We start from the raw sequence: 26,697 nt of genomic DNA, 5'->3' as shown, positions 1-26,697 counted from the left end.
GCACCAAATTTTAGAATCGTTAAAAAAATAAGATATTTAAGAGATATGGTGATTTCCAACAAAGCACTTAGATTTATTATAGCAACTTACGTTATATGTCTTCCTTTTACTAGTTTTGCAAATACTGAAACAGCTTCTGCTGATGTTCAAAACATAGAAGCTCATGAAGGTGTAGAATCAGCTCACGAAGCTCACGCAGAACCAACAGATGTAAAATCTAAGGTTAAAGCATTTGTAAAGCACCACGTTTTAGATTCTCATGAATTTTCTTTTTTTCAAGATGATGTAACGGGCGAACATTATGGTTTTCCATTGCCAATTATTCTTTTAGATAATGGACTACAAGTTTTCTCTTCTTCTAAATTCGAACATGGAGAGGCTGTTGTTGAGTCAAATGGAAATTTTTACAAATTAAATCACCACGACGGAAAAATTTACAAAACGGATGCTGCTGGTACTATAACAGAAGATGAAGCAACTGGTTTTCCAACAAACGTGCGTCCTTTAGATTTATCAATTACAAAATCAGTTTTCTCTATAATGATTGCTGCGATTTTGATGTTTGTTATTTTTTCAGGTTTGGCAAAATCATATTCTAAAAATAACGGAATCGCTTCTGGTGCTGGTCGTATTTTTGAACCAATCGTATTGTATGTACGTGACGAAATTGCAATTCCAAATATTGGAGAGAAACACTATAAGAGATATATGAGTTATTTATTGACCATCTTTTTCTTTGTATTGTTTTTAAATCTTTTTGGATTGATGCCTTTTGGTATTAATGTAACAGGAAATCTTACGATTACTTTTTCATTAGCAATCTTAACATTTTTAATCACAAACTTTACTGCTAACAAAAATTATTGGGGACACATTTTTTGGATGCCAGGTGTGCCAAAAGTTATGCGTATCGTTTTAGCTCCAATTGAATTGTTAGGAGTTTTTATTAAGCCTTTCTCTTTAATGATACGTTTGTATGCAAATATTTTTGCTGGACATATTGTATTAATGAGTATTATCGGTTTGATGTTTATTTTCAAAAGTTGGTTAGGAAGTAGTTTGTCATTTGGTTTATCATTTGCACTTTCTATTCTTGAAATATTAGTAGCGTTTTTACAAGCGTATATATTCACGATGCTATCTGCTTTGTACTTTGGTGCAGCAGTTGAAGAGCATCACCATGAGGAAGCTCATCACTAAAAATTAGATTGCTGATTTTAGATGACAGATTTTCAAAATCTAAATTCTAAAATCAATACTCTAAAATCAAAAACGAATTTTTAATTTTTAATACATATTTATTATGACAACTATTCCAAACATTATTGGTGCAGGTTTAATCGTTATCGGAGCAGGTTTAGGTATTGGTAGAATCGGTGGTTCAGCAATGGACGCTATCGCTCGTCAACCAGAAGCTTCTGGAAAAATCCAAACTGCTATGCTTATCGCTGCTGCACTTATTGAAGGTATTGGTTTTGCTGCGTTATTCGCATCTTAATTAAAACAAAAAAAACAATAGTTACAACGGTTGGTTGTAACTATTGTTTTAATTAATTGTTGAAAATTATATTAAACAGATTAAATTTTATTTTTAAATACTATTTACAATTTATAAAAAATGGAAAAGTTAATAAATCAGTTTGAGTTAGGTTTGTTTTTCTGGCAAGTATTAATATTTGTAGGGTTAATTCTTTTATTGAAAAAATTCGCTTGGAAACCAATTCTTGATGCTGTAAATGATAGAGAAGAAGGAATTAAAAATGCATTGCTTTCTGCTGAAAATGCTAGAAAAGAAATGCAAAATTTACAAGCAGATAACCAACGCATTTTACAAGAAGCAAGATTAGAGCGTGACAACATGCTTAAAGATGCTCGTGAAATGAAAGATAAAATGGTTGATGATGCAAAAACTGAAGCTCAGGCTCAAGGTCAAAAAATGATTGATCAAGCTAAAGCGGCAATTGAAAGCGAGAAAAATGCAGCTATGGCTGAATTGAAATTACACGTTTCTACTTTGTCTCTTAGCATTGCTGAAAAAATATTAAAAGAGGAACTATCTAACAAAGAAGCTCAAACTAAATTAGTTGAGAAATTGTTAGGTGATGTAAAATTGAATTAATCATGGCAAGTACTAGAGCAGCAATTCGTTATGCAACTGCAATTTTAGATTTATCCAATTCAAAAGGAGCAGCTGAAGTTGTAAATAATGACATGAAATCTATTGCTTCGACAATTAAAGGTAATGAGGAGTTGAATACATTTATTCAAAACCCAACCGTTAAAGTAGAAGTGAAAGAGAAAGCACTTTTAGAAGTTTTTGCTACTGTTGATAATGTAACCAAAGGTTTGATTCATTTGTTATTTGAAAACAAAAGATTCGAAATTCTAGATGTTATTGCAACAGAATACAGCAAATTATTTGATGTTCAGAATAATGTTGAAGTAGCAAAAGTAACAACAGCTGTTGCTATGGATGCTGCGCTTGAAGCTAAAGTATTAGCTAAAATAGCAACACTTTCTGATAAAAAAATCACGATTGAAAACACAGTAGATTCTACAATCATTGGAGGATTTATTTTAAGAATAGGTGATCAGCAGTATAACGCTTCTGTTGCCAACAGATTACAAGTATTAAAGAGAGAGTTAAGTAATTAGTTTTATTACACATTTAAGTGTCTAAATTATAAATTAAGATGGCGGAAATCAAACCTGCTGAAATATCAGCAATATTAAGAAAGCAAGTAGAAGGTTTTGAATCTGGTGCTACGCTAGAGGAAGTAGGAACAGTACTTCAAGTTGGAGATGGTATTGCTCTTATTTATGGGCTTTCAAATGTTCAATACGGTGAATTAGTTGAATTCGAAAACGGATTAGAGGCTATCGTTTTGAATCTTGAACAAGATAATGTTGGGGTTGTACTTTTAGGACCTTCAACAGGAATTAAAGAAGGATCAACTGCAAAAAGAACTCAACGTATTGCTTCTCTTAAAACAGGAGAAGGAATGGTAGGACGTGTAGTGAACACTCTTGGTTTTCCAATTGATGGAAAAGGACCAATCGGTGGTGAATTATTCGAAATGCCTTTGGAAAGAAAAGCTCCTGGAGTTATCTTCCGTCAACCAGTTACTGAACCATTACAAACAGGAGTAAAAGCAGTTGATGCTATGATTCCAGTTGGTCGTGGACAACGTGAGCTTGTTATTGGTGACCGTCAAACAGGAAAATCTACTGTTTGTATTGATACCATCTTAAATCAAAAAGAATTTTACGATGCAGGAAAACCTGTATTCTGTATATATGTTGCAATTGGGCAAAAAGCTTCAACTGTAGCAGGAATCGCAAAAATGTTAGAAGAAAAAGGTGCAATGGCTTATACAGTTATTGTTGCAGCTAATGCTTCTGATCCAGCTCCAATGCAAGTTTACGCTCCTTTCGCAGGTGCTGCAATTGGAGAATATTTCAGAGATTCTGGTCGTCCAGCTTTAATTGTTTATGATGATTTATCTAAACAAGCTGTTGCTTACCGTGAGGTTTCTCTTTTATTAAGAAGACCACCGGGACGTGAAGCATATCCTGGAGACGTTTTCTACTTACACTCTCGTTTATTAGAGCGTGCTTGTAAAGTGATTGCTGATGATGGAATTGCAAAAGACATGAATGATTTACCAGATTCATTAAAAGGAATCGTTAAAGGTGGTGGTTCATTAACAGCTTTACCAATTATCGAAACTCAAGCAGGTGACGTATCAGCATATATCCCAACAAACGTAATTTCGATTACAGATGGTCAGATTTTCTTAGATGGAGATTTGTTTAACTCAGGGGTTCGTCCAGCGATTAACGTAGGTATTTCTGTATCTCGTGTTGGAGGTAATGCTCAAATTAAATCAATGAAAAAAGTATCAGGTACTTTAAAATTAGATCAAGCACAATTCCGTGAATTGGAAGCGTTTGCTAAATTTGGTTCTGATCTTGATGCTGTTACTTTGAACGTAATTGAAAAAGGAAAAAGAAACGTTGAAATCTTGAAACAAGGTTTGAATGACCCTTATACTGTTGAAGACCAAGTTGCTATTATCTATGCTGGATCTAAAAACTTATTGAGAAATGTTCCTGTGAATAAAGTGAAAGAATTTGAGAAAGATTTCTTAGAATTCTTAAACGCAAAACACAGAGCTACTCTTGATGCTTTAAAAGCAGGGAAATTAACAGACGAAATTACTGATGTAATCGAATCTGTTGCAAAAGAAATTTCAGCGAAATATAACTAATTTTAGTTGATGGTTATTGGTTGTTAGTTTTTGGAAGTATCTGAAAAATCTAACAACCAACAACTAACAACCCACAACTATAATATAAATGGCAAATTTAAAGGAAATCCGTAATAGAATTACTTCCATTTCATCTACGATGCAAATCACATCGGCAATGAAAATGGTTTCTGCAGCAAAGCTAAAGAAAGCACAAGATGCAATCACAGCAATGCGACCTTATGCCGAAAAACTAACGGAATTATTACAAAATCTTTCAGCTTCACTTGATGGTGATGTTGGTGGTGAATTTACTACACAACGTGAAGTAAAAAAAGTTTTAATTGTTGCTATAACTTCAAATAGAGGTTTATGTGGAGCTTTTAATACGAATGTAATTAAGGAAGCTAAAATCCGTTCAGAATATTATGCAGGTAAGCAAGTAGATGTTTTTGCTATCGGTAAAAAAGGGAACGATATCTTATCTAAAACGTTAACAGTTATTGATAATCAAAGTACTATTTTTGATCATTTAACTTTTGATAATGTTGCAGCTATTGCAGAAGCATTAACTCAAAAATTTGTTTCAGGAGAATACGATAAAATTGAATTGGTTTACAATCAATTTAAAAATGCTGCAACTCAAATCGTTCAAGTTGAACAATTTTTGCCTTTAGCTCCTATTCAATCAAATAAAGTGGTATCTAATGCAGATTACATTTTTGAACCTGCAAAGGAAGAAATTGTAATGACTTTGATTCCAAAAGCATTAAAAACACAATTGTACAAAGGTATTCGTGATTCATTTGCTTCAGAGCACGGAGCACGTATGACTGCTATGCATAAGGCAACTGACAACGCAACTGATTTGAGAGATCAATTAAAATTGACTTACAATAAAGCACGTCAAGCAGCGATTACTAACGAGATTCTTGAGATCGTTGGTGGAGCTGAGGCTTTGAAAGGATAATTTACAAAATACATAAAATAGAAAAAAGAGCCATTTGGCTCTTTTTTTATGCTTTGTTTTAAAGGAACAAATAGCTTTATAAACCTTGCTCTGTTTTTTTAAAGGTAAAACTTAGCTTTCCCTTATGCTTTGTTTTAAAGGAACAAATAGCTTTATAGTCCTATGCTCTGTTTTTTTAGGGTAAAACTTAGCTTCTCCCTGTGCTTTGTTTTTAAAGGAACAAATAGCTTTATAATCCTTATGCTCTGTTTTATGGGTAAAACTTAGCTTTCCCGATGCTTTGTTTTTTTATGGGGTACAATTAGCTTTATAAACCCCTTTATCAATTTTATCTTTGACAAATTTCAGTCATTAGAATGGTTTACGCAATACCCACTTTTAGTGATTTTTTGCAATAAATTATATTGATTTTTCCGAATCGTTTCTTTTTGATTACTTTGTTTTATTATTTTAAAAATAGATTAACCTAAAGAATCAAATCACGTTTTAACTTTATTCAATTACAAAACACAAAAAATAACCAAAGAATTGGTTATTTTTGCTTTATAATAATTAACAGACAAAATACTTTGGGATTATATAAAAAGCTTCTTCAACAAACGGCCATCTACGGGCTTGCCACTGTAATACCAAGAATGTTCAGTTTCTTGTTGGTACCACTTTATACAGGATTACTGGATAAAGCGGAGTACGGAAAGGTATCGATAATATTCGCTTGGATGATTTTTTTCAATGTTATCTTGGCTTACGGAATGGAAACGGCTTTCTTTAGATTTTATAATTCTGAGAAAAATAAAGATAGTGTTGTCGAAACCACGATTATTTCTATTTTTTGGTCCACGATCCTTTTTATTTTTGTAGCGTTATTATTTCGAAATTCTTTAGCACTTTGGTCTGGAGTCGATACCCAATACATTACATATTCGATTTGGATTTTGGCATTAGATGCATTAGTTATTGTGCCATTTTCTAAGTTAAGAGCTAATCAAAGGCCAATATTTTATGCTACTATCAAAATAGGAAACGTTCTGGTCAACTTATGTTTGAATTTGTTTTTCCTGATGTTTTTGCCAAGCATATCAGTATCTCAACCAGATAGTTTTCTAAGTACTGTTTACATCGAAAACTTTCAAATAGGCTATATTTTCCTTGCCAATATCATTGCTAGCTTTCTAACATTTGTGGTTCTTTTTCCAGACTATTTTACCATAAAGTGGAAATTTGATTATGAACTTTGGAAACGAATGATGCGTTATGGATTACCCATAATGATTGCAGGAATTGCCTTTGCTATTAACGAACAATTTGATAAAATCCTTTTGGGAAAATTATTGCCTGCTAATATTGCCGAAGAACAAGTAGGAATATATTCTGCTTGTTATAAATTAGGCCTCTTTATGGTTTTATATAGAACTGCTTATACTTTAGGAATTGAGCCGTTCTTTTTTAGCCATGCTTCCAATGAAAATGCACAACAAACCTACGCTACGGTTACTAAATATTTCGTGATTTTTGGATCTTTAATTTTATTATTCGTAATCGTATTTGCCGATCTTTTAAAAGTAGTCATGATTCCAAAATCTTCCTATTGGGAAGCGATGAAAGTAGTTCCGTTAATCATTTTAGCTAATTTTTTCTTAGGGATTTATACCAATCTTTCAGTTTGGTACAAATTGATCGATAAGACTTATATTGGTGCTTATATTTCAATAGTTGGTGCGATTGTAACCTTACTATTGAATTATTTGTTAATTCCAATATACGGTTATTATGGATCGGCTATAGCGACTCTTTCTGCTTACGGAAGTATGATGTTCATCTCTTATTACCTCGGAAACAAGTATTATCCAATTCCTTATGACAAGAAAAAAATATTTGGTTACCTATTGTTATCAATTGGTTTTTCCAGTATTTCATTCTATGGATTTAATCAAAATTATTATATCGGAGTTTTACTTTTAGCAATTTTCATGGGCTTTATCTATTACAATGAAAAAGAAACGCTTTTACGAATTTTGAAACGTCCGACTAAAAACTAGAAGCTATTTCCTGCTGTTCACTGTATCTTTTCCTTTTTAAAGAAAAAAGAAAAAGGATGCCGTTTCCATCAGGGCTAGGGCAGACCGTAATCAACATATTTTATATTAAAAAATGATGACAATCAACATTATCAACAAATCACAACATGCATTGCCTAACTATGAAACCATTGCTTCTGCAGGCATGGATTTGAGAGCAAACTTAACCGAATCGATAACTTTACAACCACTAGAAAGAACCATTGTAAAAACAGGTCTTTTTATAGAATTACCAATAGGTTACGAGGCGCAAGTGCGACCAAGAAGTGGATTGGCTGCCAAAAATGGTGTCACAGTCCTTAATGCTCCAGGAACAGTCGATGCTGATTATAGAGGGGAAATAGGAGTAATTTTAGTAAATTTATCCAATAATCCATTTGTAATCGAAAACGGAGAACGTATCGCTCAACTCATTATTGCCAGACACGAACGCGCCAATTGGATTGAAGTTCAGGAATTATCCGAAACATCAAGAGGAGAAGGTGGTTTCGGGAGCACTGGAGTAAAATAAATTAATTTAATAATTTTAGAGATTTAATAATTTAAAGATTTTGATTCTAATTTTTCAGTCTTTAATTCTTACAATCTTTTAATAAAAAGTATATGAAAATAATTGTCCCAATGGCAGGACGCGGATCACGCCTTCGCCCACATACCTTAACCATACCTAAACCATTAATTCCTGTTGCAGGAAAACCAATTGTTCATAGATTAGTAGAAGATATCGCAGCAGTCTTAAATCAAGAGATTGAAGAAGTTGCTTTTGTAATTCATGAAAGTTTTGGAAAAAAAGTAGAAGAAGATTTAATTGCAATTGCAAATAAATTAGGAGCAAAAGGAACCATTTATTATCAAAACGAAGCACTTGGAACTGGTCATGCGATTATGTGCGCTAAAGATTCATTAAGTGGACCAGCAGTTATTGCTTACGCAGATACTTTAATTCGCGCCGATTTCGATTTGGATACTACTGCTGATAGTGTTATTTGGGTAAAACAAGTTGATCGCCCAGAAGCTTTTGGTGTAATCAATCTAAATGCAGCAAACGAAATAGTAGAATTGGTCGAAAAACCAAAAGAGTTTGTTTCGGACTTAGCCGTAATTGGAATCTATTATTTTAAGGATATTGCTGTATTGAGAGATGAGCTGCAATTGGTTCTGGATAACAATATCATCCACGGAGGAGAATATCAAATTAATGATGGAATAAAGCAAATGATGATGAAAGGAATGAAATTCGTTCCAGGAAAAGTAGATGAATGGATGGACTGTGGCAACAAAGATGTTACGGTAGAAACGAATTCAAGGATGCTTGGATTTCTTCATAACGATGGAGTTAATCTGGTAGATTCAAATGTTAAATTAGAAAATTCAATTATAATTCCTCCTTGTTATATTGGTGAAAATGTAATTTTAATTAACTCAACTGTTGGACCAAATGTATCATTAGGAAATAATTGTCATGTACAAAATAGTGTCATAAAAAACAGTTTGATTCAAACACATTCGCATATAAAAAATGCAGTTTTAGATAATGCAATGATTGGAAATCACGCCAGTTTTGATGGTAATTTTACCAACATAAGTATTGGAGATTACTCAGTTTTAGAATAACTTTAGAACAAATATTAAAAAATAGCAAGCAGCATTATTTAAGTTTTTATTATGCTGCTTTGTTGTTTTTTTAATTTATTTTGCGGTAGAGAACACTAATAATGATTTTGTTTTCAAACACTTCTTTTTTCAATGATAAAAAAATGGACTTCAATATTCGCTTTTTCTGTTTTGCTTAGCAATACGGTTTCAGTATTGGCACAAGGAGAACCTGAGGAAATTAAAGTGGAAGGAGACAAATTTCAAGATTATTTCTATGAATCTTTATTTCAAAAAAGCATTGAAAATTATGATAAAGCGGTAGTTGCATTAGAGCAATGTTCAAAATTGAAACCTAATGAGGCAACCATTTATTTTGAAATGGGAAAGAATTATTTGGCTGCCAAAGATTACAAAAATGCGTATTCCTCTTTTGAACATGCCACACAAATTAACCCAAATAATAAATGGTTTTGGGAAGGAATGTACGATGTGTGTTATGAAACCAAAGATTTCAATCAAGCTATAGTCATTATCAATAAAATGATTCCTTTTGATGCAGAATACAGAGAAGATTTGGTTTCGTTATATATGTTAACCAAACAATACGATAAAGCTTTGGTAGAAATTAATGATTTAAATGACAAAGTTGGAAAAACCGAAAGAAGAGAGATGTATAAAATGGAAATCTTGTCGGAAGGGAAATTTCAAAACTCAGAGGTTAGTAATTTAAAGGCACTTATCGATAAAAATCCAAAAGAAGAATCCAATTATATTGCTTTAATTTTTTTATATTATGATAATAATGAAGAAGATAAAGCAGTGGAAATTGCAAAGAAGTTAGAGAAAGAAATTCCAGAATCGGTTTGGGCACAGGTAAGTTTGTTTAAAAATTATCTCGATAAGAATGATGGATCCAATGCGGTGAAATCTATGAACATGGTTTTGGCAAGTCCAAAAATTGATTTTAAAATAAAACATAGAATGTTTAATGAATTTTTGCTTTTTTCTAATGCAAATCCTCAATTTACACCTGATTTAGATAATGCAATCGGATATTTTAAAAATGACAAAGAAATAAATGTTGCTAAGGAAATTGGTAAGTTTTATCACAATAAAAAGCAATGGGAAAAAGCCATAAAATATTATGAGCTGTCGTATAAAAACAATTCGGAAGTTGATTTGGAAACCAATTTACTTTGGCTTCAAGCCAATACCGAATTAAAACAGTTTGAACCAGTACTCAAAAAAGCCATGGCGATGATTGATGTTTATCCAGCTGAACCGCAATTTTATTATTTTGTAGGCATGGCTAATAATCAATTGCAATTTTTTAAAAAAGCTAAAGATGTTCTTGAAATGGGATTAGATTATATAGTTGAAAATAAAGATTTACTAATTAACTTCAACATACAACTTGGTGAAGCCTATAGTGGATTAGGTGATAATGCTAAGAAAGAATTATATTTTAACAAAGCCAATCAATTAATAAAAGAAAAAAAATAATGAATCGATTTTTAGTAAGACTACTTTTTGTTTGTATAATTTGCGTGAGCAGTTCATTAGTATTGGTGTCCTGTAAAGTGAAAGGAAAAGTCGTAACAGAGAGTAAAAAAGAAGATTCGAATAGCATGACAGCTGAACGAATCGTGAAAAATTATTATGCCAATAAAAGCGATTTTAAAACTTTAAATATAAAATCGAATGTAAAATATAATGATGAAAAACAATCTCAAAATTTAACAGCCGAAATCAAAATAAAAAAGGATGAACAAATTTTGGTGAGTATCCGTTTTTTAGGAATCACTATGGCAAAAGCATTAATAACACCAGCTTCGGTAAGTTATTATGAGAAATTAAACGGTACTTACTTTGAAGGAGATTTTAGTACATTAAGCAAATGGTTAGGAACTGATTTAGATTTTAAGAAAGTTCAAAATATATTAATTGGTCAGGCAATGGATGATTTAACCAAAGCAAAATATCAAGACTCATTAGTTGGTCAAGAATATAGATTGGAAGATCTTTCAAAAAGCAACATCAAGAAATATTTCTTTTTTGGTATAGATTCATTCTTATTAAATAAACAAGAGATTGCACAAACAACCGAAAACAGAAAGATTGAGGTTTTGTATTCGAATTATAAAAAATATAATGAATCCTCATTACCATCGGATATTGCCATAAATGCAGTGCAGCAAAAAGGGAAAACCGAAATTAATTTGGGATACAGTAGTATAACCGTAAATGAAGAACTTAATTTTCCATATAGTGTTCCAAATGGCTATAAAAGAATTTTAATTAAGTAAATTTGAACCAATATAATTGTAAAATGCGAAAATTTCTCTTAGGACTATTTTTTTTATGCACGACCTCCATAATTTGGGGGCAAGAGTCGCAACAAGAAAAATTAGAAAAGCGTAAAGCCGAAATTCAACAAGAAATTTTGGATAATGAAAAGTTATTACAATCGGTAAAGAAAAAAGAAAAATCTGCCGTTAATGTGATTATTTTGCAAAGTAATAAAATCAAACTCAAAGAAAAATTGATTAATACCACCGTGAAGCAAACTAAGATTCTTGGTAATGATATGTATATTAATCAATTAAAAATAAACAAGTTAAATAGAGAATTAGCGATTCTTAAGGAAGACTATGCGAAGATGATTGTCAAATCATACAAAAGCAGATCAGAGCAAAGTAGAGCTATGTTTTTATTATCCTCTGAGAGTTTTTTACAAGCATATAAAAGAGCCCAGTATATGAAACAATATACAGGATTTAGAAAAATGCAGGGGGAAGAAATCAAATCAAAAACAGATCAACTTTTGGGTTTTAATGAAAAGTTGAACGCTCAAAAAATAGAGAAGAAAAAATTATTAGCAGAAAATAATAAAGAAAAATTGTCTCTTGAAAAGGAAAAAAAGGAGCAATTAAAATTGGTAAATTCGATTAAAAAAGACAAGAAAAAAATCTCTTCCGATATTAAAAGAAAACAAACGGAGTCCAGAGCGATTGACCGTCAAATTGATCGTTTAATTCGGGAAGCTATTGCTGAGGCCAATAGGAAGGCAGCAAGTGAAAATCCAAATGCACCCGTTGCGGGCTATTCATCTGCTAGAATAGTATTAACAGCTGAGGCCAAAATATTAGCCGATAATTTTAGAGCTAATAAAGGACAACTGCCTTGGCCTGTTGAAAAAGGATTCGTGTCATTAGGATATGGAGAACAGCCACATCCCGTTTATCCAAGTCTTGTTATTCACAATAGTGGTGTAGAAATTACTACAGAACAAGGAGCTTATGCGAGAGCTGTCTTTGGTGGAGAAGTATCGAGTGTCATCGTTTTGTCTCCCGTAAATAAAGCGGTAATGATACAACATGGAGATTATTTCACGGTGTATCAAAATTTGAGTTCTGTGAATGTAAGTAAAGGTGATAAAGTTTCAATCAAACAAAATTTAGGAAAAATTAGAACTAATGGAGAAGGAAGGACAGTCTTAAAGTTCACTATTTCGCAGAACACGAGCTACAGTAACCCAGCATCTTGGTTGTATAAAATGTAGTTTTTCATAAAAGTATAAGCAGCACTATTTTATTTGTAAAATTAAATAGTGCTGTTTTTTAATAAAATCATTCATTAAGTTTGCATTATATATAATTTACGATGTTAAAATATCTTTTAAGCTTTATTTTTCTAATAACAACGGCTGTACTTTGGAGCCAAGACAATCAACAAAAAAAGTTAGAGGAACGTAAAGTTAAAATTCAACAAGAAATTCGAGAAAACGAGACAAAACTTCAAACGGTAAAGAAGAAAGAAAAAACAGCTACTAAAGCGATTGTTTTACAAAGCAATAAAATTAAACTTAAAGAAGAATTAATTGCTACTACCGAAAAACAAAAAACACTTCTTGGAAATTCAATTTCTGTTAATCAATCTCAGATAAATAAATTAGAAAAGGAACTAGAATTACTCAAGGCAGATTATGCTAAGATGATTGTTCAATCTTATAAAAGCCGTTCAGAAGAGAGTCGTGCGATGTTTTTGTTATCATCGGAGAGTTTTTTGCAAGCCTATAAAAGAGCCCAGTATATGAAACAATATGCAAATTATAGGAGAATACAAGGGCAAGAAATACAATCTAAAACCTATACTTTATATACTTTTAATGCAAAATTAGATGTTCAAAAAAGTGCCAAAGAACTACTGATAGTTGAAAATAATAAAGAACGAGAGTCTCTAGAAAAAGAAAAACAAGAACAAGAAAAATTGGTTGCCTCTTTAAAGAAAGATAAAAGTAAAATCATTGCAGACATTAAAAAGAGACAGCAAGAATCAAGAGCGATAGATAGAAAAATCGATAAATTAATTCGCGAAGCCATTGCCGAAGCTAATCGAAAAGCAGCAAGAGAGAAAGCTGCGAGAGAAAAAGTAGCAAGAGAAAAACTAGCTTTAGAAAAAGCAAAAGCAGATGCCATAGCCAAAGCGAATGCCTTGGAAAGAGCCAAAGCATTAGAAAAGAAAAAGGAAATTGAAAAAGCGAATGCCTTGGCAGCAGCAAAAGCAAAAGCTAATTCTAAACCAATTCCGAAGCCGATTCCGATTCCAAAAGAAGTCGAAAAAGCAATTGCAAAAGTGGAAACTAACGTAGAAACGGTTAAAGTACCAATTAAAGAATCTGAACCTGTTTCGAGTACTAAAATGATTTTGTCACCAGATGACAAAGTAGATTCGGATAATTTTAAAGCTAATAAAGGTAGACTACCTTGGCCTGTCGAAAGTGGGTTTATTTCTTTAGGTTATGGAGATCAATCACATCCAGTTTATAAAACGTTGGTAATACACAATAGTGGATTAGAATTCTCTACTGTTGCCGGAGCCAATGCTAGAGCTGTTTTTGGAGGAGAGGTACTTAGTGTTCAGATTATTTCTCCAGTAAATAAGTTAGTTATCTTGCAACATGGTGACTTTTTTACGATATACCAAAATCTGAGTTCGGTCAATGTAAGCAAAGGAGATAAAGTGAGTATAAAACAAGCGTTGGGTAAAATTAGAACTAATGGTGAAGGCAAAACCATATTGAAATTTATTATTAATCAAAATAATATTTATACCAATCCAAAGGCGTGGCTGTCGAGTAAATAGAAGAAAAAAATTAATAAAATTTTAAATCATCTTATCAAAATTATAATTTATATTTGATAAAATTTAAACAAGAAAATCATGAATTCGAATAACCCTTTTTTAAATAACAAAACATTTTCTACAGCTGCTTCCAGAAAAGATGAAGTGCATTATGCAACTGTTATTGATGCTAATCAAGACATGACTTTGTCTGGAACTATCAACAGAAGTTTAATTCTTTTTTTATTATTGATTGCTTCAGCAACTGTAATCTGGTGGGCTACTTTTAATGGAATGAATCCTATTGTTCCAGCTTTTGGAGGTGCAATTGTTGGATTAATTTTGGTTGTAATCTCGTCATTTAAACCTGAATATTCTCCTTATTTGGCTCCTGGATATGCGCTTTTTGAAGGTTTATTTATAGGTGGAGTTTCGGCTATTTTTGAAGTTAAATATCCAGGTATTGTGACTCAAGCGGTAGGAGCAACTTTTGTAACTTTTGCAGTTTGTCTTGGATTGTATAAATATAAAATTGTAAAAGTAACGGAGCAATTCAAATCTATTGTTATTGCTGCAACATTGGCTATTGCTACCTATTATTTAATTTCTTGGTTGTTCTCAATGTTTACTAGTTTTGTGCCGGTAGACTATGGTAATTCTATGATGAGTATTGGAATCAGTGCTTTTGTAATCATAATCGCTGCTCTTAATTTGTTCTTAGATTTTGACAGAATTGAAAAAGGAGTAGAACAAAAAATGCCAAAATATATGGAATGGTATGGTGCAATGGGATTGATGATAACGTTAGTTTGGTTGTATATTGAATTTTTAAGATTATTATCAAAACTATCTAAAAAATAGAACTAAGAATTTATTTCATATAAGAATGTCTTTCCGAAACGAAAGGCATTTTTTTTTGCGTGAGGGATTAAAGTGGAGCTCTTTTTTCTTTTCAATTGCCTCGGGTTTAAACCCGAGGCAATTGAAAAGAAAAAAAGCGGGAACGGAAAGCCCGACCCGACCTTTTTGGAGGGGCACGCCCACATGAACTTTTATGAACTTATAAAGTAAATAGGAAGACTGAACTTAATTTATAGATGATTAAAGGTATTGTAGCTTTCAAATCATTAAATTTGCATACTTATTTAGAGACATGTTAGAAAAAGAAATAATAAATTTTGAAAAAACGGCTATCGTTGGTATTGTTACGCAAAACCAAAGCGAAGAAAAGCTTAATGAATATCTTGACGAATTAGAGTTTTTGACGTTTACAGCTGGAGGAGAAGTGGTTAAACGCTTTTCGCAAAAAATGGAACGTCCCAATCCTAAAACTTTTGTGGGAACTGGAAAACTGGAAGAAATTTGTCTTTTTGTAAAAGAAAATGATATATCAACTTTGGTATTTGATGATGAGTTATCTCCGTCACAGCAAAAGAATATTTCTAAAATAATCGATTGTAAAATATTAGACAGAACCCATCTTATTCTTGATATTTTTGCTCAAAGAGCAGAGACATCGTATGCTAGAACTCAGGTAGAATTGGCACAATGTCAATATTTATTACCAAGACTTTCTGGAATGTGGACACACTTGGAACGTCAAAAAGGAGGTATTGGAATGCGTGGACCTGGAGAAACTGAGATTGAGACAGATAGACGTATTGTTCGTGATCGTATTGCATTACTTAAAGAAAAGATCAAAACTATCGATAAACAAATGGGTGTGCAACGTAGCAATCGTGGTGCGATGGTACGTGTGGCTTTGGTAGGATATACCAATGTTGGAAAATCTACTTTGATGAATGCGGTTGGTAAAAGTGATGTGTTTGTAGAAAACAAACTTTTTGCCACATTAGATACAACCGTTAGAAAAGTAGTTATTAAAAACTTGCCGTTCTTACTTTCTGATACTGTTGGGTTCATTCGAAAATTGCCTACACAATTGGTAGATTCGTTCAAGAGTACATTAGATGAAGTTCGTGAAGCTGATTTATTATTACATGTTGTTGATATTTCACATCCTGAATTTGAAGATCATATTGCATCGGTAAACCAAACTTTATTGGATATTAAGGCTCATGATAAACCAGTCATTATGGTTTTCAATAAAATTGATGCCTACAAGCATTTGACTATTGATGAGGATGATTTAATGACAGAGAAAACGCCTAGACATTTTACATTAGAAGAATGGGAGCAAACTTGGATGCACCGTTTGGGCGGGCAAAATGCTTTGTTTATTTCCGCATCTAAAAAAGAAAATTTCGAAGAGTTTAGAGAATGTGTTTACGAAGCAGTTCGGAAAATTCACATTACCCGTTTTCCATACAATAAGTTTTTATATCCAGATTATAAAGATGCCGTGGAAAAGGAAGAGAAAGAAGAAGATAATGAATAAACAAAAGACCTTTTAGTAATTGCTAAAAGGTCTTTTTATTTGTACTAAAAATTATAATTCAGACCTACACCAAATACTTCTTTGGTTTGGAATCCTGCAAAAGCATCATCATCATATATGGCTTGAAAATTAAAATTGGCCGACAATATTTTGTTGATTTTCATTACTATAATTAGATTGTAATTGATGTCAATATTTTGAGGGTCTTTTAAATAATTGGAATATAAATTTAAAAGATTTTCAGCGGTTACATTTTCCATTATTGTAAATTTATAATAAGCAGAAGCGTTGAAACCAAACTGGTACAACATACTTTTGTTTGCATCTACTCCAAAATAACTACCATCTACATAACCAGGAATCGAAGTGTAATAACTGTCTACAAAAGTAAATTTGGATGTTAATGGGGCAAAATTAAGTTTTAAATTATCGTTCTTTTTCCAATACATACCTGGACCGAATAATAAATAACCAGGAGACATAAAGTTGGTGTTTTCTTCTCTTATTTCAGCACCATTTACATCATTAGAGTATAGATATCCTTTGGTGAATTGCGTTCTAAAATTGACAAGAAATGAGTAATACCAATACCCTTTTGTTTTTTTGGCGACAATCGAATTGATTTCAAGTTGATCGTCTGTTTTCTTTTCAAAACTGGCACTTTGTGTTTGAAGCAAACCATAGGAAGCCATAATTCTGTTTTCCCATGTAAAATCATCTTTTTTGTAATCTATTTTATAATCAAGACCCAAGTTTCCAGAAAAGTTGTTTTCACCACCAGCTATCCAGTTGCTAAAGCTGGATTGGTTAAAAAGGAATGAAACTTTTCCTTTTGATTTCCAACCATTCGGGATAGTATCATCGATGGTTTTGGCGGCATCTTGTGTTTTTTTGATTAAATCTTTTTCAGCATTTTGTGCATGAAGTAATGCTGTAAGTGGAAGTAGAATGGCTAACAATATTATTTTTTTCATTGTAAGAGTATTAGTTCTAATACAAATATAACTAAAACAATAAAGTGCGAAAAATTACCGAATTAAAAAAAAATTATTTTTTAGCTGCTTTGTATAAAGGAACAGCCGAACAAGCTTCTCCATACATTATGCTTCTAGCGTAAGGTTGAAGGAATTGTGCTGCTAGTACATAAGCTCGCATTGGGACTGGTTTTTTGGAACAGCCTTTAATGATTACGGGTTTATCTTTATATGCTGTATAATCAATTGAAGGAAGTAATTCTTCGTACAGAGCCGAATCTAAATCTTCTATAGAGCCATTTATAATTTTTTTGGCATAAGGAGCTAGATGCATCGTAACTAAAATAATTGCCCATTTAGGAATGATAGCGTCTGTACTACAATGAACAGCTACATATTGATCTTGGTATTTTGACCAATCCTGATTATTAAGATGTTCTCTAAAATCTTTTTCTTTTAACAAAAAGCCATCAAAAAGCCACTGTGAAATATCGATTTGTGCTCGAATTCCAACAGGATAATAGTCTTCAAGATCAAAAACTTCTAGAATACTATTCGCTACTTTATTGATTATTTCTTCCATTTTCAAATGTTTAGTGGTCAGTATTCAGTCTTTTAGTGATCAGCTGTGAACTGAATACTAAAAGACTGAATACTGCCTACTTTTTATTAAAGCATTCCTAATTCTAATTTTGCTTCTTCACTCATTAAATCTTTACTCCATGGCGGATCAAAAGTGATTTCTACTTCAGCATCTTTGATATGCTCGATTGATTTAATTTTTTCTTCTACCTCTTTTGGTAAACTCTCCGCTACTGGACAGTTTGGAGAAGTAAGAGTCATTAATATTTTTACTTCATAATCAGTATTGACCATAACGTCATAAATCAATCCCAATTCGTAGATATCTACAGGAATCTCTGGATCGTAAATGGTTTTCAATTTTTTTACAATTGATTCTCCTAATTCTTCGGTGTTTATTTCTTGTTCCATTTTTGTATTTGTTTTTCACCTTTGAGGTGATATTTAAACAGCAAGTTTTTTTATTATTCTACCATTAAGATATTAAGTTCATAAAGATATAAACTTAATTTTCTTTAATATCTTAATGGTTTAAAGTTTATTTCTTAGCATCAAATGCCAAAGCATACATTTTAATATTTTTTATCATTGAAACCAAACCATTAGCTCTAGTTGGCGAAAGATGCTCTTTCAAACCTATTTCATCAATAAAATCTGTGTCGGCATTTAATATATCACTTGCTTTTTGGTTTGAAAAAGCGCGGATTAAAATGGCGATTATTCCTTTGGTTAAAATGGCATCACTATCGGCTGTAAAGATAATTTTATCATCATTTTGTTCTCCTTGCAACCAAACTTTGGACTGACATCCTTTAATCAAATTGTTGTCAGTTTTGAGTTCTTCTTTGATTAAAGGAAGATTTTTTCCTAAATCGATAATGTATTCATAACGTTGCATCCAATCGTCAAACATGGAAAACTCGTCTATAATTTCGTCTTGTATTTCTTTTATTGTCATTATTCTTTTTTTGAAAAGGATAGTAATGTATTTACTAAGTTCTTTATTTTTTCGGGTGGAAAACCATTATCGAAAGTCTGACTTTCATAATTTTTCCCTTTGTATGTTATTTTTAAATTGGCCATTGCTGCACCATCATGAAATCGTTTTTGAGTGGGTGCTTTTAAATTTGGAATTTCCTCCAAATCCACTTTTTGAAATTCAGTAATTAGGGCATTCCATTGTTCATCTGTTAACGAACTAGAAACCGGTTTTCCATCTCTTGTATTTGTAAATAAAACAGTTTTATTTTCTACAACAGTATTATTATAAAAACCTCTTGAATTGGCAGTATAGGCGATTTTTGCTGTACTTAAATCTAGATTATTTTGACTTTGACAGTTTTTGCCAAGTACTAGCGTTAAAAACAAAAGAGATAGAATTTTCATAATTTTTGTTTTATGACAGCATTATTTTTGCCTTTTTTACAGCATCAACCATCATGTCGATTTCTTCTTTGGTATTGTAAAAAGAAAACGATGCTCTTATCGTTCCTGGAATACAAAAGAAATTCATAATCGGCTGTGCGCAATGGTGCCCTGTTCTTACTGCAATTCCCAATTTGTCTATGATCGTTCCAATATCATACGGATGAATCCCTTCGATATTAAATGATACTACAGAAGTTTTTTCAGCTGAAGTTCCAAAAATTCTTAAGCCTTCAATTTCCAATAATCGTTTTGTGGCGTAGTCTAATAATTCCAATTCTTGTTTCTGAATGTTTTCAAAACCAATTTCATTCATATAATCAATAGCTGTTCCTAGAACAATTCCGCCTGCGATATTAGGAGTTCCAGCCTCAAATTTATGGGGTAATTCAGCGTAAGTAGTTTTCTCGAAAGTGACTTCTTTGATCATTTCACCACCACCTTGATACGGAGGTAATTTATTCAACCAAGCTTCTTTACCATATAAAATGCCAGTTCCTGTTGGGCCACACATTTTATGTCCCGAAAAAACATAGAAATCACAATCCAAAGCCTGTACGTCTGGTTTTAAATGAGGTACTGCTTGTGCACCGTCAATCAAAATAGCAGCTCCAACTTCATGCGCTTTGTCAATCATATATTTGATAGGATTGATAGTTCCCAATGCATTCGAAATATGATTAACAGTTACGATTTTTGTTTTTGGCGAAAGCAATTTATCGTATTCGCTCATTATCAATTCCCCTTCATCATTCATTGGAATGACTTTGAGAGTAGCACCTGTTTTTTCGCATAACATTTGCCAAGGCACAATATTACTGTGGTGTTCCAATGAGGATACCAATACTTCATCACCTGGTTTTAGAATAGAGGCAAATCCATTGGCTACTAGATTAATACCAAACGTAGTTCCCGAAGTAAAAAGCACCTCGTGAAGGAATTTGGCATTAATATGGTTTTGCACTTTGGCTCGGGAAATTTCATAAGCATCTGTCGCCAATTGGCTCAAAGTATGCACTCCCCTATGAATATTGGCATTTATTTCTTGATAATATTTTTCAATCGCATCGATAACCACTTGCGGTTTTTGTGAAGTGGCTCCGTTGTCAAAATATACTAAAGGCTTTCCGTTTACTTTCTGTGAAAGTATAGGAAAGTCGGCTCTTATTTTCTGAATATCTAACATTGTTTTATTTAGATTTTTTCTAAATACAAAAGTACTATAATTGATTTAGTTTTCTATGAAACATTAGTTAATAATTGCAAAAACGATTTGAATGTAAATATTGTTGCTGTTGAAATCAAAAGGAGTTTAATTGTTTGAAGCTAGTATTCTTTTTTTTACTAAATTGTTGTAATTATCTTTCATTATGGGAAAATATTTTAAAATTGGCGTACTTCTGTTTTTTCTGTCTATAGCTTATTTTGGTTTTACCAATTATCCTAAGCTTGAATTAATATCTGGTTTTTCGTCCAAAAATGTTGCTTCTGCGCACTTTATTGATAAGCGTTCGAAAAAAGATATTGAAAAAAATGATAATGACTTTGATGTTATAAGTTGGGCAAGTAGTCAAATCAATGAAGCTGAACAATCGGCAACAGCGACTGTTCTTGGTTTAAAAAAGCGAAAAGCAATTTACAGAGAAGGTTTAGGAGCCACATTAATCAATGATAATTTTGATGTTACAAAGCCTTATGAAATTCCGAAAAGAACGAAGTCAAACAATTCACTTCCTTTTCCTTATGGAGATTTAGAACCCAAAGACACTTTTTTTTCAAATGTAGATTATACCAAATTGAATCAGGCTGTTGCCAATGCTTTTGATGCTGAGGGATATAATGATAAAAAGACCCGCTCCATTTTGGTAATTTATAAAGACAAAATCATTGCCGAAAAATATGTAGAGGGTTTTACGAAACACAGTCTTATTTTGGGCTGGTCTATGACTAAAAGTGTTACAGGTACTCTTTTTGGAATACTTCAAAAACAAGGCAGATTTGACATCTATAAACCTGCTCCTATTGTTGAATGGCAAAGCGACAATCGAAAAAATATCACGACCAATGATTTATTGCACATGAATTCGGGTTTGGAATGGGAGGAGCAGTATGATAAAATTTGCGATGCGACAAAAATGCTTTTCGAAGCTGAAGATATGAGTTGGTCACAATTGATAAAACCCGCAATTTTCAAACCTAATACGCATTGGAATTATTCTTCTGGGACGACCAACTTGCTGTCAGGAATTTTGCGGAAGCAGTTCAAGACGCATCAAGAATATTTGGATTTTTGGTATTCAGCATTGATTGATAAAATCGGGATGCATTCGATGATTGTCGAAACAGATATGGTTGGAAATTATGTGGGTTCATCGTATGCGTGGGCAACAACAAGAGATTGGTCAAAATTGGGATTGCTATATTTGCACAAAGGCAATTGGAACGGAGAACAGTTATTTGACCCGAGTTGGGCAAAGTATGTTTCGACTCCCACAAATACTTCAGAGGGAAGATATGGTGCCCAATTTTGGCTTAATGCAGGAGGTAAATATCCTAGCGCACCTAAAAACATGTATTATTGCAGTGGATTTCAAGGACAAAAAATATTTATTCTTCCTTCTCAGGATATGATCATTGTACGTATGGGCTTGACAGATGATCATCAATTTGATTTTGATGGGCTGTTGAAGGGGATAGTGGGGAGTGTGAAAAAAAATTAACCGCAAAGAAACAGAAGGATAAAACTGCAAAGTGCGCAAAGTATAAATAGTATACCTTGCGCACTTTGCCTAAATTTTTGTAAACCTTGCGGTTAAAAACTATAAATCAAATCCAATTTTAACACCTAATTTATTAGCGATAATAGTGGTGATTCGTTGTTTTAATTCTGGTATTTTGATGTTTTCGATAACTGCATTCGAGAAAGCGTACATCAATAATGCTTTGGCTTCTTTCTTTGGAATTCCACGTTGTTGCATGTAGAACATAGCGGTTTCGTCAAGTTGACCAATAGTACATCCGTGAGAACATTTTACATCATCAGCAAAAATCTCCAATTGTGGTTTAGCATTAATGGTTGCTTTATCGCTCAAAAGAATATTATTGCTTTTTTGGAAAGCATTTGTTTTTTGAGCTTCTTTTTCAACATATACTTTTCCGTTGAAAACTCCTGTGGAGCGGTCATTGAAAATCCCTTTGTAATCTTGAAAACTCTCGCAATTTGGACTCGCGTGGTTCACTAATGTATAATGATCAACGTGTTGTTTTTCGCCAATAATCGTAATTCCGTTTAAGGTACTCGTCAAACGTTCTCCAAAATGGTAAAAGTTCAAATTGTTTCTGGTTAAGTTTCCTCCAAAAGAGAAAGTGTGTACTGAAACATGACTTTCTTGTTTTTGGGAAACATAAGTGTTGTCGATTAAATTGGCTTCCAGATTGTCATTTTGGATTTTGTAATAATCCACAATCGCTCTTTTTTGAGCAAAAATCTCAGTAACCGAATTAGTCAAAACTGGATTGTTGTTCAAACTTTGATGACGTTCTATGATTTGTACATGTGAATTCTCGCCAACAATAACTAAGTTTCTTGGCTGTACCAAAAGAGCAGCTTCGTTTCCTGTAGAGAAATACATGATTTCAATAGGTTTATCGGCAACTTTGCTTTTTGGGATATTGATGTAAGCTCCTTCATTTGCAAAAGCAGTATTTAACGAAGTCAAACTTTCGTCTTTACTAGCTATTTGATTGAAATAGGTATCAATAACCATTTTGTATTTTGGCTTGTTCAATGCCGATGACATTAAGCAAACATCAACTCCTTCATGAGTAGTTGAAGATAAATGGGAACTAAAAACACCGTCAACAAAAACAACTTTATAAGTGTCTATTTCGTGTAAAAAGTATTTTTTTACGTCGCTATATTGAATAGCATTTTCTGTTTTTGGAAAAACGCTAAAGTCATTTTTTAAAATGGCGCTTAACGAAGTATATTTCCAGCTTTCTTCTTTTTTGGTTGGGAAACCTTTATTTTCAAAGTTTTTTATAGCTAAAGTTCGAACGTCATGAAGTTCAGAGTGAACATCAACACGCTCTTCAAAAGCCATAAAAGACGATAGTAATTTTTCTTTTAAATCCATTGGTTTTGTTTAAGGTTTAAAGTTTAAAGTTTCAGGTTTTGCCTATTGGAACTTATTTCCTTTGAAGTCCTTCTTGTTTAGATAAGTGATAAAATTTTTAATTTTACCGCTTAAGTTTTCATAATCTTTTTTTAAAAGTTCAAATTTTTGCTCGTCTATATAGTCAAAATCGAAAACTCTGTATAATTGCGATCTTGTCTCTCCAGCAGAACCTTTTGCAATAGATAAAAATTGTCTAAATTCCATATTTCCATCTCTTTCAAATCCTTCTGCAATGTTATCCATTACAGAACCTGAAGAAGATTTAATTTGTTCCTTAAATTTAAAATCTGTTTTCAATCCAGTCTCAATAGAAATTATATGTATTTCTTTTGCCAACCGTCTTGATTCCTGCCAAATTTCTAAATCTTCAAATCTATTTATTGTAGCCATATTTTAAATTTGCTATTCAGTCTACAACTTGAAACTAAAAAAACCTGAAATTTGAAACAATTTTTAAGCTTCTTGTTCTTGTTTAATCCAGTCGTATCCTTTGTCTTCCAATTCGTGAGCAAGTGATGCATCACCAGATTTTACGATTTTTCCGTTGTAAAGAACGTGAACAAAATCAGGAACGATATAATCTAACAATCTTTGGTAGTGAGTGATTACAACTACTGCATTTTTCTCGCTTTTCAATTTGTTAACACCATTTGCAACAATTCGAAGCGCATCAATATCTAATCCAGAATCGGTTTCGTCAAGGATAGCCAATTTTGGCTCTAACATCGCCATTTGAAAAATCTCATTACGTTTTTTCTCTCCACCTGAAAATCCTTCATTTAATGAACGAGATAAAAATTTTCTGTCGATTTCCAACAATTCTGATTTTTCACGAATTAATTTCAACATTTCATTTGCTGGCATTTCTTCTTGACCTTTTGCTTTACGAGTTTCGTTGATTGCCGATCTCATAAAGTTGGTTACCGAAACACCTGGAATTTCTACAGGGTATTGAAATGAAAGGAAAACTCCTTTGTGAGCTCTTTCTTCAGGAGCTAATTCGGCAAGATCTTCTCCGTCCAAAATTACATCTCCCTCAGTTACTTCGTAGTTTTCATTTCCAGCAATTACTGCTGATAAAGTACTTTTTCCAGCACCGTTAGGTCCCATGATAGCGTGTACTTCTCCTGCTTTTATTTCAAGGTTAATTCCTTTTAATATTTCTTTGTCTCCAATAGAGGCGTGTAAATTTTTTATTGATAACATTTTTCGAATGTGTTTTATACTTTGTTTATTTTTTATCCTACTGAACCTTCAAGTGAAATTTCAAGTAATTTTTGAGCTTCAACAGCAAATTCCATTGGTAATTTGTTCAGTACATCTTTACTGAAACCATTTACGATAAGTGCAATTGCTTTTTCAGTTGGGATTCCACGTTGGTTACAGTAGAAAACTTGGTCTTCACCAATTTTACTCGTTGTAGCTTCGTGTTCTATTTTGGCAGATGGATTTTTACTTTCGATATATGGGAAAGTATGCGCTCCACAATTGTTACCCATTAATAAAGAGTCACATTGCGAAAAGTTTCTAGCATTTTCAGCTCTTGCTCCAATTTGAACCAAACCTCTATAACTATTTTGTGATTTTCCTGCAGAAATTCCTTTAGAAATTATAGTTGATTTACTGTTTTTACCTAAATGGATCATTTTGGTTCCAGTATCTGCTTGCTGATAATTATTGGTAACAGCAATAGAGTAAAATTCTCCGATTGAGTTGTCTCCTTTTAAAATAACAGATGGATATTTCCAAGTTATTGCAGATCCTGTTTCTACTTGTGTCCAAGAGATTTTAGCATTGTTCTCACACAATCCTCTTTTGGTCACAAAATTGAAAACCCCACCTTTACCTTCTTTATTTCCTGGATACCAGTTTTGAACAGTTGAATATTTTATTTCGGCACCTTCTAAAGCGATTAGTTCCACAACAGCAGCGTGCAATTGGTTTTCGTCACGAGTTGGAGCAGTACATCCTTCTAAGTACGATACATAACTACCTTCGTCAGCAACTAATAAAGTTCTTTCGAATTGTCCTGTTCCAGCTTGATTGATTCTAAAATAAGTCGATAATTCCATTGGACAACGAACGCCTTTAGGAATGTAACAAAAAGATCCGTCTGAGAAAACAGCCGAATTCAACGCTGCGTAAAAGTTGTCTTTTTGAGGAACAACAGTACCTAAATGTTTACGAACTAATTCTGGATATTCTTTGATAGCTTCGGAAATACTCATGAAGATTATTCCTTTTTCAGCTAATGTCTTTTTGAATGTAGTAGCTACCGAAACAGAATCGACTACAATATCCATAGCGACATTATTCATCATTTTTTGCTCATCAATAGAGATACCTAACTTTTTGTACATTTCTAAAAGTTCAGGATCTACATCATCCAAAGTTTTATTTGGATCTACAGCTTTTGGAGCTGAATAATACGAAATAGCTTGAAAATCTGGTTTTATATAATGAACATTTGCCCATTCTGGTTCGATCATTTCCTGCCAAGCGCGAAAAGCCTCAATGCGCCAATCGGTCATCCATTGCGGTTCGTCTTTCTTTTTAGAAATAGCGCGAACAATATCTTCGTTTAGACCAATAGGAAACGTTTCCGATTCTAATTCGGTATAAAATCCGTATTCGTATTCCTTGGTCTCTAATTCGATTTTTAAATCGTCTTCAGTGTATTTACTCATTTTTAAGTCTTAAAGTTTGAAAGTCTAAAGTTTGAAAGTCATTATATATATGTCTTTCGACTTTGGACTAAAGGGAGAATGATTCTCCACAACCACATGTTCTACTTGCATTTGGATTATTGAAAACAAATCCTTTTCCGTTTAATCCACCAGAGAATTCTAAAATCGTTCCTGCTAAGTATAGGAATGATTTTTTTTCAACGGCAATTTTTATATTGTTATCTTCAAAAACCTTATCGTTTTCACCTATATGTTTGTCAAATGTCAAATCATAAGATAATCCAGAACACCCACCAGATTTTACGCCTACTCGTACGTAATCATTGGCAGCGTCAAAACCATCTTCTTTCATCATATCGACAATTTTTTTGCTTGCAGATTCTGAAACTTGTATCATTTTATGTTGATTTTGTCTAAATTAACTGCAAAGATAGT

At 32.7% G+C, this 26,697-nt stretch carries 27 protein-coding genes; 16 read left to right on the top strand and 11 right to left on the bottom strand.

Translation table 11 applies throughout. The features are described from left to right. Positions 1-45 precede the first annotated feature (45 nt). The 15 genes from atpB to hflX all read left to right on the top strand — a co-directional run bounded on the left by atpB (position 46) and on the right by hflX (position 16,416). Entirely contained in the window at positions 46-1,200 is a 1,155-nt protein-coding gene (gene atpB, locus ACUN3A_RS09005; RefSeq protein ID WP_445550956.1) for a F0F1 ATP synthase subunit A, read from the top strand. Positions 1,201-1,303: 103 nt separating this feature from the next. After that, positions 1,304-1,498: an ATP synthase F0 subunit C gene (atpE, locus tag ACUN3A_RS09000; protein ID WP_007808444.1), complete on the top strand. Its 195-nt coding sequence runs from the start codon at positions 1,304-1,306 to the stop codon at positions 1,496-1,498. A gap of 120 nt (positions 1,499-1,618) precedes the next feature. Continuing rightward, positions 1,619-2,119: a F0F1 ATP synthase subunit B gene (locus ACUN3A_RS08995; protein WP_445550955.1), complete on the top strand. Its 501-nt coding sequence runs from the start codon at positions 1,619-1,621 to the stop codon at positions 2,117-2,119. 2 nt (positions 2,120-2,121) lie between these two features. Then, a complete protein-coding gene (atpH, locus tag ACUN3A_RS08990; RefSeq protein WP_445550954.1) occupies positions 2,122-2,655 on the top strand; it encodes an ATP synthase F1 subunit delta in 534 nt (177 codons plus the stop codon). A 38-nt stretch (positions 2,656-2,693) separates the two neighbouring features. Then, positions 2,694-4,271, top strand: a complete 1,578-nt coding sequence (gene atpA, locus ACUN3A_RS08985; RefSeq protein ID WP_445550953.1) for a F0F1 ATP synthase subunit alpha — start codon at positions 2,694-2,696, stop codon at positions 4,269-4,271. A gap of 88 nt (positions 4,272-4,359) precedes the next feature. Further along, entirely contained in the window at positions 4,360-5,220 is an 861-nt protein-coding gene (atpG, locus tag ACUN3A_RS08980) for an ATP synthase F1 subunit gamma (RefSeq protein WP_445550952.1), read from the top strand. 569 nt (positions 5,221-5,789) lie between these two features. Further along, entirely contained in the window at positions 5,790-7,259 is a 1,470-nt protein-coding gene (locus ACUN3A_RS08975; protein WP_445550951.1) for a lipopolysaccharide biosynthesis protein, read from the top strand. A 115-nt stretch (positions 7,260-7,374) separates the two neighbouring features. After that, positions 7,375-7,809 carry a dUTP diphosphatase gene (gene dut / locus ACUN3A_RS08970; protein ID WP_445552828.1) on the top strand — a complete coding sequence of 145 codons (435 nt, stop codon included), beginning with the start codon at positions 7,375-7,377 and terminating at the stop codon, positions 7,807-7,809. A gap of 92 nt (positions 7,810-7,901) precedes the next feature. Further along, positions 7,902-8,912 carry a sugar phosphate nucleotidyltransferase gene (locus ACUN3A_RS08965; RefSeq protein ID WP_445550950.1) on the top strand — a complete coding sequence of 337 codons (1,011 nt, stop codon included), beginning with the start codon at positions 7,902-7,904 and terminating at the stop codon, positions 8,910-8,912. A gap of 132 nt (positions 8,913-9,044) precedes the next feature. Beyond that, entirely contained in the window at positions 9,045-10,397 is a 1,353-nt protein-coding gene (locus ACUN3A_RS08960) for a tetratricopeptide repeat protein (protein WP_445550949.1), read from the top strand. Further along, positions 10,397-11,200, top strand: a complete 804-nt coding sequence (locus tag ACUN3A_RS08955) for a DUF4292 domain-containing protein (RefSeq protein WP_445550948.1) — start codon at positions 10,397-10,399, stop codon at positions 11,198-11,200. The genes ACUN3A_RS08960 and ACUN3A_RS08955 overlap by 1 nt, the downstream gene beginning before the upstream one ends. Before the next feature lie 23 nt (positions 11,201-11,223). Next, positions 11,224-12,456 (top strand): murein hydrolase activator EnvC family protein, encoded by a 1,233-nt coding sequence (locus ACUN3A_RS08950; RefSeq protein WP_445550947.1) that lies wholly within the window; start codon positions 11,224-11,226, stop codon positions 12,454-12,456. A 101-nt stretch (positions 12,457-12,557) separates the two neighbouring features. Then, complete coding sequence (locus ACUN3A_RS08945) at positions 12,558-14,039, top strand: murein hydrolase activator EnvC family protein (protein WP_445550946.1); 1,482 nt, start codon at positions 12,558-12,560, stop codon at positions 14,037-14,039. Between the two features lie 78 nt (positions 14,040-14,117). After that, positions 14,118-14,879: a Bax inhibitor-1/YccA family protein gene (locus ACUN3A_RS08940; protein ID WP_445550945.1), complete on the top strand. Its 762-nt coding sequence runs from the start codon at positions 14,118-14,120 to the stop codon at positions 14,877-14,879. Positions 14,880-15,171: 292 nt separating this feature from the next. After that, positions 15,172-16,416 carry a GTPase HflX gene (gene hflX, locus ACUN3A_RS08935; protein WP_445550944.1) on the top strand — a complete coding sequence of 415 codons (1,245 nt, stop codon included), beginning with the start codon at positions 15,172-15,174 and terminating at the stop codon, positions 16,414-16,416. 44 nt (positions 16,417-16,460) lie between these two features. Here the strand turns inward: hflX and ACUN3A_RS08930 are convergent, their stop codons facing one another. The 6 genes from ACUN3A_RS08930 to ACUN3A_RS08905 all read right to left on the bottom strand — a co-directional run bounded on the left by ACUN3A_RS08930 (position 16,461) and on the right by ACUN3A_RS08905 (position 20,583). Next, positions 16,461-17,390 carry a DUF3078 domain-containing protein gene (locus ACUN3A_RS08930; protein WP_445550943.1) on the bottom strand — a complete coding sequence of 310 codons (930 nt, stop codon included), beginning with the start codon at positions 17,388-17,390 and terminating at the stop codon, positions 16,461-16,463. 73 nt (positions 17,391-17,463) lie between these two features. After that, positions 17,464-17,973: a DUF2480 family protein gene (locus ACUN3A_RS08925; RefSeq protein ID WP_445550942.1), complete on the bottom strand. Its 510-nt coding sequence runs from the start codon at positions 17,971-17,973 to the stop codon at positions 17,464-17,466. An 86-nt stretch (positions 17,974-18,059) separates the two neighbouring features. Beyond that, on the bottom strand, positions 18,060-18,383 hold the full coding sequence (locus ACUN3A_RS08920; protein WP_445550941.1) for an SUF system Fe-S cluster assembly protein: 324 nt from the start codon (positions 18,381-18,383) through the stop codon (positions 18,060-18,062). Positions 18,384-18,510: 127 nt separating this feature from the next. After that, positions 18,511-18,930, bottom strand: a complete 420-nt coding sequence (locus ACUN3A_RS08915; protein WP_445550940.1) for a SufE family protein — start codon at positions 18,928-18,930, stop codon at positions 18,511-18,513. Continuing rightward, positions 18,930-19,358 carry a hypothetical protein gene (locus ACUN3A_RS08910; RefSeq protein ID WP_445550939.1) on the bottom strand — a complete coding sequence of 143 codons (429 nt, stop codon included), beginning with the start codon at positions 19,356-19,358 and terminating at the stop codon, positions 18,930-18,932. Before ACUN3A_RS08910 ends, ACUN3A_RS08915 begins: the two co-directional genes overlap by 1 nt. 10 nt (positions 19,359-19,368) lie before the next feature. Beyond that, entirely contained in the window at positions 19,369-20,583 is a 1,215-nt protein-coding gene (locus ACUN3A_RS08905; protein ID WP_445550938.1) for an aminotransferase class V-fold PLP-dependent enzyme, read from the bottom strand. A gap of 184 nt (positions 20,584-20,767) precedes the next feature. Between ACUN3A_RS08905 and ACUN3A_RS08900 the strand changes: the two genes are divergently transcribed. Then, positions 20,768-22,117, top strand: coding sequence for a serine hydrolase domain-containing protein (locus ACUN3A_RS08900; protein WP_445550937.1), 1,350 nt, complete (start codon positions 20,768-20,770; stop codon positions 22,115-22,117). Between the two features lie 99 nt (positions 22,118-22,216). Here ACUN3A_RS08900 and sufD read toward each other — a convergent pair whose 3' ends face one another. The 5 genes from sufD to ACUN3A_RS08875 form a co-directional block, all read right to left on the bottom strand. Further along, a complete protein-coding gene (gene sufD / locus ACUN3A_RS08895) occupies positions 22,217-23,533 on the bottom strand; it encodes a Fe-S cluster assembly protein SufD (RefSeq protein WP_445550936.1) in 1,317 nt (438 codons plus the stop codon). A gap of 42 nt (positions 23,534-23,575) precedes the next feature. Beyond that, a complete protein-coding gene (locus ACUN3A_RS08890; protein WP_445550935.1) occupies positions 23,576-23,965 on the bottom strand; it encodes a four helix bundle protein in 390 nt (129 codons plus the stop codon). Between the two features lie 63 nt (positions 23,966-24,028). Further along, positions 24,029-24,781, bottom strand: coding sequence for a Fe-S cluster assembly ATPase SufC (sufC, locus tag ACUN3A_RS08885; RefSeq protein WP_445550934.1), 753 nt, complete (start codon positions 24,779-24,781; stop codon positions 24,029-24,031). A 32-nt stretch (positions 24,782-24,813) separates the two neighbouring features. Next, the gene (gene sufB / locus ACUN3A_RS08880) at positions 24,814-26,262 is read right to left on the bottom strand and encodes a Fe-S cluster assembly protein SufB (protein ID WP_445550933.1); all 1,449 of its coding nucleotides are present in this window, start codon (positions 26,260-26,262) and stop codon (positions 24,814-24,816) included. 67 nt (positions 26,263-26,329) lie between these two features. After that, on the bottom strand, positions 26,330-26,659 hold the full coding sequence (locus ACUN3A_RS08875; RefSeq protein ID WP_445550932.1) for a HesB/IscA family protein: 330 nt from the start codon (positions 26,657-26,659) through the stop codon (positions 26,330-26,332). Positions 26,660-26,697: the final 38 nt, after the last annotated feature.

This window comes from Flavobacterium sp. WC2509, from assembly GCF_052683105.1.
This window is presented reverse-complemented; position numbering and strand designations above follow the sequence as displayed.

Coding starts and splice junctions, on each gene's coding strand:
- ACUN3A_RS08960 (WP_445550949.1), top strand. CDS start 9,045: ATGATAAAAAAATGGACTTCAATATTCGCTTTTTCTGTTTTGCTTAGC.
- ACUN3A_RS08915 (WP_445550940.1), bottom strand. CDS start 18,930: ATGACAATAAAAGAAATACAAGACGAAATTATAGACGAGTTTTCCATG.
- ACUN3A_RS08875 (WP_445550932.1), bottom strand. CDS start 26,659: ATGATACAAGTTTCAGAATCTGCAAGCAAAAAAATTGTCGATATGATG.
- dut (WP_445552828.1), top strand. CDS start 7,375: ATGACAATCAACATTATCAACAAATCACAACATGCATTGCCTAACTAT.
- atpG (WP_445550952.1), top strand. CDS start 4,360: ATGGCAAATTTAAAGGAAATCCGTAATAGAATTACTTCCATTTCATCT.
- atpA (WP_445550953.1), top strand. CDS start 2,694: ATGGCGGAAATCAAACCTGCTGAAATATCAGCAATATTAAGAAAGCAA.
- ACUN3A_RS08995 (WP_445550955.1), top strand. CDS start 1,619: ATGGAAAAGTTAATAAATCAGTTTGAGTTAGGTTTGTTTTTCTGGCAA.
- ACUN3A_RS08920 (WP_445550941.1), bottom strand. CDS start 18,383: ATGGAACAAGAAATAAACACCGAAGAATTAGGAGAATCAATTGTAAAA.
- ACUN3A_RS08955 (WP_445550948.1), top strand. CDS start 10,397: ATGAATCGATTTTTAGTAAGACTACTTTTTGTTTGTATAATTTGCGTG.
- sufB (WP_445550933.1), bottom strand. CDS start 26,262: ATGAGTAAATACACTGAAGACGATTTAAAAATCGAATTAGAGACCAAG.
- ACUN3A_RS08905 (WP_445550938.1), bottom strand. CDS start 20,583: ATGTTAGATATTCAGAAAATAAGAGCCGACTTTCCTATACTTTCACAG.
- sufD (WP_445550936.1), bottom strand. CDS start 23,533: ATGGATTTAAAAGAAAAATTACTATCGTCTTTTATGGCTTTTGAAGAG.
- atpH (WP_445550954.1), top strand. CDS start 2,122: ATGGCAAGTACTAGAGCAGCAATTCGTTATGCAACTGCAATTTTAGAT.
- ACUN3A_RS08890 (WP_445550935.1), bottom strand. CDS start 23,965: ATGGCTACAATAAATAGATTTGAAGATTTAGAAATTTGGCAGGAATCA.
- ACUN3A_RS08950 (WP_445550947.1), top strand. CDS start 11,224: ATGCGAAAATTTCTCTTAGGACTATTTTTTTTATGCACGACCTCCATA.
- atpE (WP_007808444.1), top strand. CDS start 1,304: ATGACAACTATTCCAAACATTATTGGTGCAGGTTTAATCGTTATCGGA.
- atpB (WP_445550956.1), top strand. CDS start 46: ATGGTGATTTCCAACAAAGCACTTAGATTTATTATAGCAACTTACGTT.
- ACUN3A_RS08910 (WP_445550939.1), bottom strand. CDS start 19,358: ATGAAAATTCTATCTCTTTTGTTTTTAACGCTAGTACTTGGCAAAAAC.
- ACUN3A_RS08925 (WP_445550942.1), bottom strand. CDS start 17,973: ATGGAAGAAATAATCAATAAAGTAGCGAATAGTATTCTAGAAGTTTTT.
- ACUN3A_RS08930 (WP_445550943.1), bottom strand. CDS start 17,390: ATGAAAAAAATAATATTGTTAGCCATTCTACTTCCACTTACAGCATTA.
- ACUN3A_RS08965 (WP_445550950.1), top strand. CDS start 7,902: ATGAAAATAATTGTCCCAATGGCAGGACGCGGATCACGCCTTCGCCCA.
- ACUN3A_RS08900 (WP_445550937.1), top strand. CDS start 20,768: ATGGGAAAATATTTTAAAATTGGCGTACTTCTGTTTTTTCTGTCTATA.
- sufC (WP_445550934.1), bottom strand. CDS start 24,781: ATGTTATCAATAAAAAATTTACACGCCTCTATTGGAGACAAAGAAATA.
- ACUN3A_RS08940 (WP_445550945.1), top strand. CDS start 14,118: ATGAATTCGAATAACCCTTTTTTAAATAACAAAACATTTTCTACAGCT.
- hflX (WP_445550944.1), top strand. CDS start 15,172: ATGTTAGAAAAAGAAATAATAAATTTTGAAAAAACGGCTATCGTTGGT.
- ACUN3A_RS08945 (WP_445550946.1), top strand. CDS start 12,558: ATGTTAAAATATCTTTTAAGCTTTATTTTTCTAATAACAACGGCTGTA.